The following is a 14217-nucleotide window of genomic DNA, read 5'->3' on the forward strand; positions in this document are numbered from 1 at the left end:
CCTGTGAGTCCCTGCCGTTTCTGAAACGTCGACATCAAACAAGAATAAAAGGAACACAAAACCATGCTGGGCTTGATGCAAGATCAACCGCTGTTGATTTCATCCGTTCTGGAACATGCGCTGAAGGCGCATCCGCACACTGAAATTGCCTCACGCATGGCAGATGGATCGGTGCATCACTGCACTTACGCCGACATTGGCGAACGCGCTAAACAAGTGGCCAATGCGCTGGTTGCATTGGGCGTGCAACCCGGCGAGCGAATCGGCACCCTGGCCTGGAACGGTTACCGGCACATGGAGCTGTATTTCGGTGTGTCGGGCATGGGCGCGGTACTGCATACGATCAACCCGCGGCTGTTCGCCGAGCAGATCGAATTCATCGCCAACCACGCCGAGGACCAGTACCTGCTTTTCGACCTGTCGTTCGCTGAGCTGGTCGAGCAGATCGCACCGCGCCTGAAGTCAGTCAAAGCGTTCATCGCGCTGTGTGACCGGGAGCAAATGCCGATAATCGATGTGCCTGGTTTGATGTGCTACGAAGACCTGATCGCCGGGCACAGCAATGACTTCATCTGGCCTGAGTTCGATGAACGCACGGCGTCGTCCATGTGCTACACCTCGGGCACCACTGGCAATCCAAAGGGTGTGCTGTATTCGCACCGTTCTTCGATCCTGCACTCGCTGGCGCTGTGTACCTCGGATGGCTTCGGTCTATCGGCGGCGGATTCAGCGTTGTTGGTCGTGCCGATGTTCCACGTCAATGCCTGGGGCATGCCGTATGCCGCCGCAATGTGTGGCGCCAAACTGGTGTTGCCGGGCGCTGCACTTGACGGCGAGAGCCTCTACACGCTGATGCGGGATGAACAGGTGACCCTGGCGCTGGGTGTGCCGACGGTGTGGATGATGCTGCAACAGCATGTCGAGACACAGGCTTTGCAACCGGCGACAGAGCTGTGCCTGAACCGGGTGGTGATCGGCGGAGCCGCCGCGCCGCGCAGCCAGGTCGATACGTTTGAAACCCTTTTCAATGCGCGTGTTTTGCATGCCTGGGGGATGACCGAGATGTCCCCGCTGGGCACCATCTGCAATCCGTTGCCCAAGCACCGTGATGCTCCGCTGGAAGCCGTGCTCGACTTGCAGGCCAAACAAGGGCGGGCATTGTTTGGGGTGTCGATGAAAATTGTCGACGAGCAAGGCGCTGAACTACCGCGGGATGGCAAGGCTAGCGGTCTTCTACTGGTCAAGGGACCGTGGATCGCCAGCCAGTATTACGGCGGCGAGGGAGGGCAGATTCTTGATAGCGAGGGCTGGCTCGATACCGGTGACATCGCAACGATCGACACTGACGGCTACATGCAGATCACCGACCGCGCCAAGGACGTTATCAAGTCGGGTGGCGAGTGGATTTCCTCGATTGATCTGGAAAATGCTGCCGTCAGTCATCCGGCCGTCGCCGAAGCGGCGGTGATCGGCATCCCTCATCCCAAATGGCAGGAACGGCCGTTGTTGGTGGTGGTGCTCAAACCTGGTAGAACCGCGAGCAAAGACGATCTGCTGACGGTGCTGCAAAGCCGCGTGGCGAAGTGGTGGCTGCCGGACGATGTGGCCTTCGTCGAAGCGCTGCCGCATACCGCCACCGGCAAATTGCAAAAGATGAAGCTTCGCGAACAGTTTCGCGACTTCAGATTTCAGAGCTGAAAGGCTATTTATCCAGGGGCACGATCAGCGGGCCGGCGAAGGCCTGCATGATCAACGCCACGGGTTGCTGGTGGCTGACCAGTTGGGCCATGGCGTTCATGTAGGGCGTCAGGTGACGGAAGTATTTCTTGTAGCTCGGGCACAGGTAGTTCAGGCCCGGCTCGCCGTTGGGCGCGTTCATGAAGCGGTTTTTCGGGCATTCGCCATGGCAGGCGAAACGGTAATCGCACTGCTGGCAATACGTTGGCAGTGTCTCTTCCTTGGCGGCGCCAAAGGCTTGTTGCGCAGCAGAGGCGAGTAGCACGGCCGGATCATCGGTCTTCAGGTTGCCCAGCAAATACTCGGGATACATGTAGTGATCGCAGGAGTAGACATTGCCGTCGTGCTCCACGATCGCCGCTTTGCCGCAGCGCGGGCTGAACAGGCACACCGAGGCCGGCAGCTGACACCATGAGGCCAGTGCCCATTCGAAGTTCATGACATGAACCTCCCCGACATCCTGGCGCACCCACTCGTCAAAAATCGTGATGAGAAAATCACCATAGGCCTCGGGGGCAACCGTTTGCTCCGTCACCTTCGCGGGCTCCGGTACCACGTGCAAGCGCAATTCTGGCGGGATAGCGAAATGCAGACCCAGACTGACCTGTGAGGCGCTGGGCTCGCGTTCCACCACGGGGTTGAACTGAATATGACGAACGCCTTCAGACTTGAGGAATCGATAGATTTCCAAGGGATATCTGGCGACATCGCGCGCCACGGTCACCAACACATTGAAGTCGACGCCATGCTGCTTGAGCAGTTCCAGACCGCGCATCACGTCATCGAAACTGGAGTGTCCGCGCTTGTCGGGGCGATAGAGGTCGTGGACGAATCGCGGGCCATCGAGGCTGATCCCCACCATGAAGCGTTCACGGGCGAGGAATGCGCACCAGTCGTCACTGAGTAACGTGCCATTGGTCTGCAACGTGTTGCGAATGACTTTGTTCCCCGCGAACTGGCGTTGATACAGGACCGCGCGTTGGAAAAAATCCAACCCCAGCAACGTCGGTTCGCCGCCTTGCCAGGTAAATTCGACTTCAGGCGTGGACTGGGCCTCGATGTAGCGCTGCACATACAGACGCAGCACCTCGTCGGTCATGCTGAAGCGTTCCCTGGGCGGGTAAAGCTGTTCTTTTTCGAGATAGAAACAGTAACTGCAATCGAGGTTGCAGATCGGCCCGACGGGTTTGGCCATGAGATGCAAGCCCTGGGGCGGGGTTTCGTGGGTAGGCATGGGGGCAGGGTCCGGGAGTCATCAGTCTGCCGCCCGGTTATCCGGGCGGCATTGAGGGTCAAGGCAAATACGTCACGTGTACATCCTTGACCTTGCCATTGAATGCGAAGGGCGCACGCTCGAAATAGTCCAGGGTGACGGGGGAACCGAGGTCTTGAGCGACGTCGAAGGTTTCGCTGGCGGTGAACGTCAGTGACGGAGTGAACGGTGTCACCCCTTTGGCGGCTTCCTGGCCGTCAAGTCGCAGGCTCAGATTGGCCGGCGCTCCGGGCTTGGCTGACGACAGGGTCGTCAGCACTTCGATACTGACTTTGCCGGCGGGTACCCGTTCGGCCGAACGCAGTTTGACTCGAGAGATAGCCAGTGCGTTGTACTCGTAGTTCAGGAAGCCGTCATCCATGTACAGGCTGACCCCGCCACCGATACCGCCCAAGGCATACAACACGCCGGTGGCGTTAGCTGGAACGTCGGCGTCGACGACAACTTTGCTGTTCTGATTGCGCAGGTTGGGGGCCGCAAACTCCGGAAAGCGTTGGACGCGATCACTGAAGTGCCATTCGCGTTGGCTGCTGGAGATTCGTGCAGTCGGATCGAGGAAGGGGTAAAGACCGGCACCAATCGGATAGACATGGTTAGCCTTGGCCTGCACGTCAAACTCCGCCTTCAGCTCCGCAAGCTTTTGCGGATTGCTCGCGGCGACATCCTTGGCCTGGGAGTAGTCGTCTTGCAGGTTGTAGAGCGACCATCGGTCGTTCGCCGGATTCCAGCCCATGAACTGCGCGAAGCCTTGCACCCAGGGTTTGCGCGGGCCAAAAACCGAGGCCATCCAGCCATCCTTGTAGACGCCGCGACTGCCGAAGACTTCGAAGTATTGCGCCGGTTTTTTCGATTTCACCTGAGCGTCGTTGAAGGTGTAGCGCAGGCTGACGCCATCCATTGGGTCCTGAGCGATACCGTTGACCTCTTTGGGGGGCGTGATCGACAGCACGTCGTAGACCGTCGGGGCAATGTCGTTGACATGGTGGAATTGTCCGCGAACCTGGGCGTCGGCCTTGATCTGTTTCGGCCAGGAAACGGCCAGCGGCGTGCGCGTACCGCCGAAGTAGCCGGCGACCAGTTTAGTGCCTACGAATGGCCCTGAACCTGCCCAGGCCCACGCGGCGTTGTACATGCTTTCAAGTTTAGGACCGCCGAGCGCGGACAAGCCGCCATACATCTCGTCGAGGACTTTCAGCTGCTGCTCTTTGGGAACCGGAATCCCGTTTTGGGCCAGCAACTCATTAATCGTGCCCTCCATCCCCTCGGAAGAAGCGCCGTTGTCGCTGAAGACATAAAAGATCAGCGTGTTGTCGCGCTTACCTTCACGCTCCAGTTCGTCGAGGATCTTGCCGGCCTGCGTGTCGGCATGTTCCAGGAAGCCGGCATACACCTCCATCAACCGAGACTGATACTGCTTCTGTTCGGAAGACAAGCTGTCCCAGGCTGGGAGCTCCGCCGGGCGTGGGGTGAGGACGGCGTCCTGCGGGATAAAGCCCAGGGCTTTCTGGCGAGCGAACGTCTGCTCCCGATAGGCGTCCCAGCCACCGTCGAACTTGCCTTTGTATTTATCGGCCCATTGCGCATTCACCTGGTGCGGGCCATGTACGGCACCCGGCGTCCAATACATGAAAAATGGTTTTTCCGGCGCGTAGGTCTGATGGTCTTGCAACCAGTTTACGGCCTGATTGGCGAGATCTTCGCTGAGGTGATATTTCGGATCTCGCGCCGGTTCGATTGGCGTTGTGTCGCGGTACAGGCGCGGTTCGTACTGAGAGGTTTCGCCGGCCAGGAAACCGTAGAAATGTTCAAAGCCGTAGGCCGTCGGCCATGTATCGAAAGGACCGGCCGCTGTGGTGTCCAGGGGGGGCGTGTTATGCCATTTGCCGAACGCGGCGGTGCTGTAGCCGTATTGCTTGAGCACCTCGGCCATGGTCGCCGAGCTTTTGGGGATCTTGCCGGTGTAGCCTTCCCAATCGGTGGCCAGCTCTGCGATGACGCCGTTGCCAACCCGGTGATGGTTGCGTCCGGTGAGCAATGCAGCGCGAGTAGCGGAGCTGATGGCAGCGGTATGAAAAGCGTTGTAGCGCACACCGCTGTCGGCGACTCGGCTCAGGGTCGGCGTATGGACTGCGCCGCCGACGGTGTCGGACTGCGCGAAGCCGGCGTCATCGAGCATGATCACCAGAATATTGGGGGCCTCGGCAGGAAGCTGAGATTGATGCTGACGTTTCTGGTGCTTCGATTCTTGCAGCGTCGGTTTGGCGTCACTGGCCGAAGGCGTCGGCGGGAAGGGCAGTGAGTCTTGTGCGGATGCGACCGAGCTGGCCAACAGTGCGCAGAGTTTCAGGGTGAAACGTCCGGCGGGTTGCAGCTTCTGGGACATGGGTGTCTCCGTTTTTTATTCATTGCAACGGCGCAGCCGCCCGGTCGAACACCGGACGGCTGAGAGATTGGAGGGCTGGTCAGACCGCAAAGCTGGTGATGTCTTTGGGCTCGATATCGTTGGCCTTGCAGAACGCCAGGTAACGATCCACGCTGGATTTCCAGTTCTCGACGGCCACGATGTTGTTGTTATCGTCGTAATACAGCAGGTCGCCCTGGGTGATGTTCAAGGTGATCAGTTCATCGCCATATTCAGTCAGCACGATCGGCGTATGGCTGGAACCTGCGGTTTCGAACACCACGCCGCCCGGTTTTGAGATCCAGTCGTGCTCCAGGTATTTCCAGCCACCCTTGATGGTGTAAACGATGACCGTGCCGGAGTGATGGTGCTTGGGCAGAGAAGACCCGGCCGGGGCCTTGAGCAGGGTGATGGTTTCCCCGCGAACCGGGTCGCACTTGATGTATTTGATGAAGATTTCATCGCTGTAAGGTGCGAACGGAACCCACGGCAGGTCCTCGTCGTTGATGGAGGAGGTGTCGATGTTTTCATAAAACATGCTTGTTGTTCTCTGTTGGACGGTGGAAGGATTTACACGGTGCGGCAAGCGCATCGTGAACAGGCCGTGCTCACACCGCCCCCCTCTTGAGGAGGGGGATCCATCCAATGGCGTTGAATCGCGGCATGCGCAGTGCTGTGCAAATAACGCCAAAACAACAATATCTACGGTTTGTGGCCACCGTCGGCCATTGGGTGATCAAAGCGGACGTCAGGGTCTCTGCGAAACCCTGACGCCCCGGTTCAGCGGCGGCACGCCAGCGCCGTCCGCTGCAACCGGTCGTCAGGTGCTCAATTGATTTTGACGATCGCCGGCGGACTCCACGTGCCTTTGCCAGGCGGCAGGACGGAAGGGTTTTCCGTCTTCGGCCAATACAGGCGCATCACCATGTAGATCAGATCATTCGGTGCGGGCAGCCAGTTGCTTTCCTTGTCTGCGCCGGGTGAGTCCTTCTGGACGTAGAGCGTCAGCGAGCCGTCCGCATTTTTCTTCATGTCAGGTAGCATCGGCGAGTTGATGAGGTAGCGATTGATCGGATTCTTGATCAGCAGTTGGCTCTTGCCGTCGTACATCGTCACCGACCAGAAAGCATTGACCGGCGGGAGCTGTCCAGCGGGAAAGGTGAGGGTGTAGTTGTGTTTGCTGCCGTCAAGCGGCGTACCATCGGACAGGATCTTGGCCATCGGATACGTGGCCTCTTCGGCGTCGTTGGCGTAGATGCCCGCTTGTGCGATGGCGGCACGCTTTAGCCAATCACCCTTGTAGAATGCGGCATTACCGCCGGAACTCACGATGTTCCAGCCATTGACCTGCGTGCCGAGATGATTGACTGCATCCTGGACCTTCGCATGCCCAGCCTGCATGCCCTCAACCATTGCGGCCTTTTGCTCGGCGGACAGATCCTGGAAGTTGAAGTCCTTGCCGGCGCCAATGCCCAGACGGGCCAGCTTCGCGCGGATCGCCACTTCTTCCGGTGTGGCCGGGGCAAACTGCAACGCAAAGCCCAGATACTTGAAGAAGTCGGTCTTGGCCAGGGCCTTGTCGAACTTCGGAAAGTCGATCGCCGGCGCGGCAGGCGGCGCGGGCTGCTTGAGATAAGCCGATAACGGCTGGGCCGCATAACCGGACTGGATCTTTTCTACGTTTGGCATGTCCGCCGGATTGTAGAGCTGGGTGCGAAAGATCGCGAAGAGGAGTTGTGTATTGGAATGAAACACCTTCTTGATGCCAGGCGGGGTCACGCCTTTCCAGTCTGGGCCGACCAGCAGGTAATCGCCGGCTTCGCTGCCGGTGGTACGGCTGCCGATATAACCGAAGTTGTTGGTGTTGTTATCGACTAGCTGCACCGAGTAGTACCGCGGTTTCTCCACCGTCGGTACCGATAGCACGATCGGCTCGCTACGCAGGTCCATGAACATCATGGAATACGGTGTGTCGCTGTTCGGCGAGACGATGGCCGTGTCCTTGTAGCTAAAGACATTGTGCATGCTGTGAATTTGGTTGAACGGTGCCTTGTACTGACCGGAGCTCTTGTCCACGGCATAGTCGTACATGATCGCGTAGTTCATCACGATGGGCAGACCGTAGATGTAGCCTTCCTCGGCGATGGCTTTCGTCTCCGTGGGCGTGATGTCCGCGGCCTGGACGAGCGTAGATCCAAGGGACGCGAGCAATAACATCGCACAGCCAAATGTTCTCGGTAGTGTGGTTGTCATGAACCTGAAACTCCATTTTTCGTGTTAGACGGGGGTGTCGGTCAGCTAACTGCTAATCAGGCGATATTCCCCAAAGGCAGGAACCCCTGACGATCCTGATGCATCTCTGTGCCCATCAAGGAGGCAACTTCTCGAATCTCACCGAATCGCAGGCAATCAATCATTCGAGCGCTAAACGCACATCTCACGGATCGTTTCACTTGGGAAAGAGTAGTGTATACGCCACCCGAAAGCCCCAACCGTGTGCACCATCTTCAGGACTGTCCGCCCAGTATCGCGGTCCCACCTGAAGGCTCATGGGTTGCTTGCCGACTTTGAACAATTGCGTCACGAACAGGTTAATCGGCACATTCCACTCCCTGGCTTCCCAGTCGTAAGTGGATTCTGTATTAATGCCAAAACTGGTGTACGACGCTGTGGTATAGACCAGAAAGGGTTGCAGATACGTCTGATTGACCTTCTCCTTGTCATTGGCCGGGTTGTTGTCCAGCGACCAGATGTGGTTCGCCAGAATACCGGTCGTCCAACCGTTGGCCTGCTTCAACGCCACCGCTGTCGGCCCAATCCCCCATTGTTCGCTACTCAGTAGCTCATCACTACCGGTCGGTAACAGCAGCGCGGGGCCTGCGCCCCAGATCCAGCCGTCCTCGGTGGGCCTTTTGGGAGAGAAAAAGAAGCTTTGCGTGGTGTCGCCCACGCCGCTTTTATCGGCGATGCCCCTCGGTGCCAGTCCATGCTGATCAATGACCGGGAGGATCGTGCGAGAGATCAGATTCCAATCGTCATTGAGTGAGAAGGGTAAAACCGGCTGGATATTGGTGACGCTCTGGATTCCATTGCCGGAGGGCCCCATTTTCTGATTCCAGTTGTATTGGATGGGCAAGCTGTACAGTGCCGCGACTGGATTCAATGACTGTTTAGCCAGTTCCGCCTGATCGTCAGCCTGACTGGAAACGGATATACCGAAAGCCGAAAGTGCGAGCAAAAGCCGTTCAATGCGTTTGTACATGTTGAAATCCTTGAATGCGGATCGCCACGGGCTCCTCGACTATCAAGGGGAGCCCGCTAACGATCGGCAGAAACTGCTTGAGTACCCGCAGTGACGATTACTTGAGTAACGTCTGCATGTCGCCGGTCATTCCCTTGATGGCCGCTTTGAAGTCATTCGCGGTGATTTTCTGGCTGGCGTTCTTCAGGTTCTCGCCAAACACTTTACGCACGGCTTTTGCGACCGGTGCGCCAGTCTTGGCGTCGATCAAGTCCGCCTCGATATACAGCTCGGTATTCTGGTCGCGATGCCCGGTGGCGGCCTGAGTTGCACCTATGACTGCCGCGACCGGCACCACTTCGTACCATTTCATGCCTTCGTTGGTGGCTGTCACGCCCGTGATTGCCGCCTGCAGGATCAGCGCTCGCTCGCCTTTGCGAACATCTCTGGAGTCTGGAACGACCAGGTAATTCTGGGACAATGCCTGCTTGGTGCTTTCAGTGGTGTAGGCCTGCAATTCCTGTAATGTTTTCAGGTCCACACGTTCATCCGGCTTGGGCGCCGGATACAGTTCCAAACGCTCGAAGACCACCGTGGAATAATCCGCAGGCTTGAACCCAGGCGCCACCCAGCGCAGCACTTCCACGCCACTTGGCGAGGTGGTTTCCTGCAGGCCGCCATAACTCTTCAGAAAGCCGGAGTACTGTTGTTGCTCGGTAACTTTCGATACGCAGCCGGTCAATAACAAACTGCTCAGTGCGGCACCCGTTATCCATTTGTGCGAGAAGTTCATGTAACGGTACTCCTTGAGGGATGTGTTCCTGAATGTCTGTTATTCAAGGCCAGACCCTGTGGCCTCAGCCTTTTCGGGATCTCTGCCTGAGCAATCGAACGACTGCTTGCCAACTGCAAGCAGCCGCAAATTCGCGTTACTTCGACGCCATCACTGCCGGCGGCTGCCAGCTGCCGCTGCCGGCGGGAAGAATCGAAGGCGCCGTGGTCTTCGGCCAATAGAGGCGCATCACCAGATAGGCCGTGTCGTCAGGCGCCGGCAACCAGTTGGCCTCCTTGGCCTTGCCCGGCGAATCCTTCTGGATGTACAGCGTCAGTGAGCCATCTGCGTTCTTCTTCATCGTCGAGAGCATCGGCGAATTGATCAGGTAGCGGTTGATCGGGTTCTTGATCAGCAGCTGGCTCTTGCCGTCGTACATGGTCACCGACCAGAAGGAGTTGACTGGCGGCAGTTTGCCGGCGGGGAAGGTGAGCGTGTAGTTGTGCTTGCCGGTGTTCAACGTCTGGCCGTTGCCATCGGTACGCGTAATGGGGTACATCGCCTCGGCGGCATCATTACCGTACAGACCAGCCTTCGAGGCGCCAGCCCGCATCAACCAGTCGCCTTTGTAGAACGCCTGGTCGCCGAAGAACGCGCCGACGCTCCAGCCGTTGATATTCTTCATTCCGCTCGAGAGGAACTTGTCGACCTTCTCGTCGCCGGCCTTCATCCCGAGCAGGACCACGGCCTTGTGCTCGAGCGAGAGGTCCTTGAATTCGAAGCTGCGACCGGGGCCTACGCCGATGCTGGCCAGCTTCGCCCGGATCGCCTTGTCCTCAGCCGATGGCGGCACATACTCCAACGCGGCCGACAGGTACTCGAAGAAGTTGGCCTTGATGCCCTCCGTGGTGGCCGGCACGAAAGCAATCTTCGGCGCAGCGGGCGGCGCGGGTTGATGGAGGAAAGCGGACAGTGGCTGGACCTTGTAACCCGCCTGCAGCTTCTCGACATTCGGCATGTCGGCTGGATTGAACAACTGGGTGCGGATCAACGTCAGTGCGAAAGGGGTCGTGGAGCTGAACACCTTGTCGATGCCAGGAGGGGTCGCACCCTTCCAGTCGGGGCCTGCAATCAGATAGCTCCCGGGTGCGCTGGCGGTTGCCCGGCTGCCGACGTAGCCGTAGTTATAGGTGTTGCCGTCGATCAGTTGCACCGAGTAGTAGCGCTTTTTGGAGACGGTCGGCACGGTGATCACGAGCGGTTCGGCGCGCAGGTCGGCCCAGAGTATCGAGTACGGGGTGTCGCTGTTTGGCGTAATGACGGCCGTGTCGGCGGGAGTAGAAACCCGATGCTCGTTGTGCATTTGGTTGAAAGGGGCCTTGAACTGGCTGGACCTGGAGTCCACCGCGAATTCGTTCATCACGGCGTAGTTCATGACCAGCGGCAAGCCGTAGATAAAGCCTTCCTCGGCGATCGCCTTGGTTTGCTCCAGCGTCGGCGCGGAAACGCCCTTGGCCACATCCGCCTTGTCTGCCTGTGTAATCGGATCGAGCTTGCTCGTACAACCGGCGAAAAGCGTTGAACCGACGACGACCGCCGCAGCCATTGTCCAGCCCTTGTTTGACATCCTGTTCATTTTCACCTCGTTGGTTTTTTGCAAGCTGGCGTCGTGAGTGTTCATGTCCACGGTCAAGTCATCTGAAGACCTGAAACCCTCGTCGATTTTTCAATAGTGCCAAGTCATGTTGGCGGTCAGGGCTTGAATCCAGGCGTTGTCGAACTCGCCTGATACACGATTGCCAGACAGCGTTTTCTGCTGATCGACTGACATGTCCCCCATCCACACGGTGACCCAACTGAAATTCACGTCTGTCTCTTTATTCAGCGAATAAGTAAAGCCTGTGGCGAAGCGCCAGGCGGCGCCCATGGGCACGGTGAGCGTCCGATCACCATCGGACACAGCGGACGTGTCATAGGCGATACCGAAATCCCAGACCCAGTCCTGGTTCATCTGGTATTGAGCACCAAGCGCCAATTGATACGTGTCCTTGTAATGCGCATCGATTGAGGCGGCCCTTGAACCGCTTCTGGAAGTGTCTACGTCAATGCCGATGTCGCGGAATTGCGACCAATCCTGCCAATTGACTGTGGCCAGCATAGACCACTGCGTATCCAGTTGCTGGTACAGGCTGAGGGTCGCTGTTTGCGGTACTTTCAGGTCGATTTTGGTGTTGAGGCTGTTGAGGCGGCTCACCGACGGAGCACTGCTCTGCACATCCAGGCGATCCTCGAAGTCGAGGTCAACCTGACTGGTGTAAGCCAGGCCAATCCGGGTGCCGGGCCTTGGGGCATAAATCACGCCTGCGTTGGCGCCGTAACCCCATGTGCTGTCCCGGTATTTGTATTGGCCGTCACCCCGTTGTGTCAGTCCGAGCGGCTTCTGATCGATGGCGGCTTCGCTCTTCAGCGTCCCGTACATGGCTTTCAGTCCGACGCCGACGGACCATTGATCGTTGAAGCGATAGGCGACACTGGGTACCAGTGACAGTCCCGCAATGCTTGCGTTCTGCACGAAATAACGGCCGGACCAGTCGTTGTCGTAGTTTTCAGCGAGGCCGAAATCGCCATAGGAGCCGAAGCCGACGGACCACCGATCATCCAGTTGATGGCTGATGAAGAAACTGCCACCCGGTATGGGATTGAGCGCGTTACCACTGCCGGTGCCCGGTGTATTGGTTTCACTGTCTTTATCGAACGATAAGTCACCAAAAAGAACCTGAGCGCCAGCGGAGATCTGTGTTCCGCTGAGGTAGCTCAAGCCAGCGGGGTTGCTGGCGATGGTCGAAGGGCCTTGTGCCCGGGCCGCTGCACCGGCATTGGCCAGTCCGACGTTGTCGGTGGCGATTTCGTACAACATCAGGCCACCGGCAACACTGCGGCCACTGGTCAAGAGTGTCAGCGCACTAAGAACAGTAATCGACAACACACTTCTATTTAACGGCATGAAATCCCTCTCTACCAGATCACTCAATCGATATCGCTTGGATCGCCCCAAGGCCAGGGCATCGTCTTTTACTCGTGTGGCCTTCTTGAGTGTCTGCGCGGAACTCCACCCGCAGGTGCAACTAATCGCCAGCCCCATGAACAGCACAAAAACCGAAGATCAGCTTTGCAACCAACCTGTTGTTGCGTTCACTTTACGGCAATCATCAGAAAGGCACCTTGCATTTTCGGACAGTGCGCGCGGTACCGCGGGGGTATGGAAATTGTTGAGTCAACCCACGATGGAGGCTACTCCAGTCCATCTCTCCAATGCTGTGGTGACGTATTTGTCCACGTTTTGAATGCACGGGAGAAGGCGTTTGGATCCTGGTATTGAAGGGTCTGAGAGATTGTGGATATCGGCAAATCCGTATCTTTCAAGAGCTGCCGCGCGAAATTGCTTCTGGAATCGGTGATCAGTTCTTTAAGGTGAGAACCTTCCGCATCCAGCCGGCGTCGCAGCGTTCTTTCATTCAATGAGAATTGACTGGCGATGTGCTTGGAGTTTGCCTGGCCTTTCAATAATAGAGCGTATGCCTGGCTCTTTATTTGTTCTGACATCGTCAAAGGTGACGTGGCGGTCGCAATAGCCAGTTTAAGCAGATGGTGTAAGCGTGGATTCGCCGTGCATTGAATTTGCCGGAGTTGCTGATTATTGATTACAAGTCCGGAGATACTTGCATTGAACTGAATGTCACAGCGAAATTTTCTGACGTACGGGGTGATATCGGATGGCTTGCGATATGAAAACTGCACACGAACGGGCGTCCAGTTAGCACCTAACAATGTCCGCAACATTTGCAGGCCCACCATGACGGCAGTGTCAACAAGTAATGATTGATTGGGCAGGTCGTGGCGATAAATGACATATCCCAACAAACTGTGTTGGCCCGCCAAGGGAAGCAGGAGTGGGGTCGCGCCACGATCATAGAGGTTTGCATGTCCGACCAGGTCGTTTAATGCATCGCCTGGTGTATTCGCCAGACGCATAAGCTGGCCCACCGGACCCAAATCATCCAGTGCACAACGCTCGCCTATCAGTAAGCCAATATGGGGGCAATCGGTGTGTTCGAATGCAGCTTTGAATAGGTGAGCAGCGTCCATATAGGTGAGGTGCCGTTCTTCATTGACGAATTGCTCTAAACTCAGGCCTGCTTTCTGGAATACTCTCTGCGAGGAACCACCTATAAAATCAACTACTTGCGGGAGGCTGCGAAATGGACTCGTGCTGATTTCTCCTGGGCCACTCATTTTTAAAGACGATTGTTTTTTTGGCATATTGGTTCGCAATCATTCCTGATATTGAAATTGGACGAGCGACGAGCGGGTTCAGACCATTGCTTTCCGTAAAAATGGTCATTGTAAAATACGCCACTCCAATGCAGTCGCAAGACTCTCTGACCTTTAGATAGTATCTCAAAGCCATCATCTCGAATACGTTATAAAACGTGCAAGAAGGTCTTGCTCTCCGTCATCGGCGGTAATGAGCCCTTGAAAACAGTTAGTTGCAGGAAAGGGTCGATTACAAGCGTTCCCGGGTATGCCTTGGACGCTGCGGCGTGACCGGGTATAGGTCTCCATGCACCATCGCGGCGCATACTTCAGCTTGCTGCAATCACTAGCGTCATCGCCCACTGTTCCTTCCGAAACCGACCTGTGCATGTCGGTAACAAGCAAGTTGCCGTTTTCGGCCATTCCCTCCCAAAAACGCTACCTTATTGCTCACTGCCAATGAGTAGAGCGGTTGACCA

10 protein-coding genes are annotated in these 14217 nt (G+C 57.0%); 1 reads left to right on the forward strand and 9 read right to left on the reverse strand.

What is annotated here, in order from left to right:
* The first annotated feature begins 63 nt into the window (after nucleotides 1-63).
* Nucleotides 64-1698: a 3-(methylthio)propionyl-CoA ligase gene (locus KW849_RS09295; protein ID WP_218429098.1), complete on the forward strand. Its 1635-nt coding sequence runs from the start codon at nucleotides 64-66 to the stop codon at nucleotides 1696-1698.
* A 4-nt stretch (nucleotides 1699-1702) separates the two neighbouring features.
* Here KW849_RS09295 and KW849_RS09300 read toward each other — a convergent pair whose 3' ends face one another.
* The 9 genes from KW849_RS09300 to KW849_RS09340 form a co-directional block, all read right to left on the reverse strand.
* Nucleotides 1703-2971, reverse strand: coding sequence for an anaerobic sulfatase maturase (locus KW849_RS09300; RefSeq protein ID WP_218429099.1), 1269 nt, complete (start codon nucleotides 2969-2971; stop codon nucleotides 1703-1705).
* A gap of 58 nt (nucleotides 2972-3029) precedes the next feature.
* Nucleotides 3030-5393: an arylsulfatase gene (locus KW849_RS09305; protein ID WP_218429100.1), complete on the reverse strand. Its 2364-nt coding sequence runs from the start codon at nucleotides 5391-5393 to the stop codon at nucleotides 3030-3032.
* 79 nt (nucleotides 5394-5472) lie between these two features.
* Complete coding sequence (locus KW849_RS09310; protein ID WP_218429101.1) at nucleotides 5473-5949, reverse strand: 2,4'-dihydroxyacetophenone dioxygenase family protein; 477 nt, start codon at nucleotides 5947-5949, stop codon at nucleotides 5473-5475.
* 290 nt (nucleotides 5950-6239) lie between these two features.
* Nucleotides 6240-7628, reverse strand: a complete 1389-nt coding sequence (locus tag KW849_RS09315) for a DUF1254 domain-containing protein (RefSeq protein ID WP_256357136.1) — start codon at nucleotides 7626-7628, stop codon at nucleotides 6240-6242.
* A gap of 232 nt (nucleotides 7629-7860) precedes the next feature.
* Nucleotides 7861-8673, reverse strand: a complete 813-nt coding sequence (locus KW849_RS09320; protein WP_218429103.1) for a transporter — start codon at nucleotides 8671-8673, stop codon at nucleotides 7861-7863.
* Between the two features lie 97 nt (nucleotides 8674-8770).
* Complete coding sequence (locus KW849_RS09325) at nucleotides 8771-9445, reverse strand: DUF3313 domain-containing protein (RefSeq protein ID WP_218429104.1); 675 nt, start codon at nucleotides 9443-9445, stop codon at nucleotides 8771-8773.
* 136 nt (nucleotides 9446-9581) lie between these two features.
* Nucleotides 9582-11060 carry a DUF1254 domain-containing protein gene (locus tag KW849_RS09330; protein ID WP_218429105.1) on the reverse strand — a complete coding sequence of 493 codons (1479 nt, stop codon included), beginning with the start codon at nucleotides 11058-11060 and terminating at the stop codon, nucleotides 9582-9584.
* 90 nt (nucleotides 11061-11150) lie between these two features.
* The gene (locus KW849_RS09335; RefSeq protein ID WP_218429106.1) at nucleotides 11151-12428 is read right to left on the reverse strand and encodes an OmpP1/FadL family transporter; all 1278 of its coding nucleotides are present in this window, start codon (nucleotides 12426-12428) and stop codon (nucleotides 11151-11153) included.
* A 287-nt stretch (nucleotides 12429-12715) separates the two neighbouring features.
* Entirely contained in the window at nucleotides 12716-13744 is a 1029-nt protein-coding gene (locus KW849_RS09340) for an AraC family transcriptional regulator (RefSeq protein ID WP_218429107.1), read from the reverse strand.
* Between the last annotated feature and the right edge of the window lie 473 nt (nucleotides 13745-14217).

The organism is Pseudomonas sp. PDM26 (genome assembly GCF_019219185.1).
GTDB lineage: Bacteria > Pseudomonadota > Gammaproteobacteria > Pseudomonadales > Pseudomonadaceae > Aquipseudomonas.